1 protein-coding gene is annotated in these 652 nt (G+C 64.6%); it reads left to right on the plus strand.

Features of this window, described 5'->3' with window-relative positions:
- Positions 1-85 precede the first annotated feature (85 nt).
- A complete protein-coding gene (locus tag NKI47_RS35015) occupies positions 86-397 on the plus strand; it encodes a DUF736 domain-containing protein (protein WP_352596420.1) in 312 nt (103 codons plus the stop codon).
- Positions 398-652 lie beyond the last annotated feature (255 nt).

Raw genomic sequence — 652 nt, forward strand, 5'->3', positions numbered from 1 at the left:
GGGTGCGGCCCGATCGTCCCCGGTCTCACGACCACCATCGAGGCCGCGATACGCGCGGCCCGAGAAAAACAGAAGGAACCACCAAATGGCTACGATCGGCACTTTCTCCCGCACCGCGAACGGCTTCTCCGGCTCGGTCAAGACCCTCAACCTCAACGTCAAGACCGTGACGTTCTCTCCGGCCGATGGCGACAATGAAAAGGGTCCGACCTTGCGCATCTTCGCCGGCGCCACCGAGTTCGGGGCGGCATGGAAGAAGACCTCGCGGGAGGGACGCGACTACCACTCCGTCAAGCTCGACGATCCGAGCTTCCCGGCTCCGATCTATGCAAGCCTGGTCGAGACCGACACCGAGGGCGAGTTCTCGCTCATCTGGTCCCGCCGTGCTGCCGAGTGATCCGACCTAACGCGAAGCCCCGCCGCAAGCGGGGCTTCACCACGTTCAGGTTTGCCGCTGCCTGGCAGCTCTGTCGGGTGCAGCACGCTACGCTTTGACGGGTGCCTTGCGCGCCTTCTTCACAGGCTGCTTGATTGCCGTTGCGGCTGTCGTCGCTGCCGCGCGAGCAGCTCGTTTTGGTTTTTCTGCCGCAGCTGTTGCTGGCGCTGCCGCCTTGCGCCCCAGGCCTATTGATTTCGCCAGGGCCGAGCGGGT

The sequence above is a fragment of the Mesorhizobium sp. M0633 genome, from assembly GCF_040320645.1.
Taxonomy (GTDB): Bacteria; Pseudomonadota; Alphaproteobacteria; order Rhizobiales; family Rhizobiaceae; genus Mesorhizobium.

What these genes read in the sequence shown, in the direction of transcription:
- NKI47_RS35015 (WP_352596420.1), top strand. Translation starts at nt 86, where the DNA reads ATGGCTACGATCGGCACTTTCTCCCGCACCGCGAACGGCTTCTCCGGC.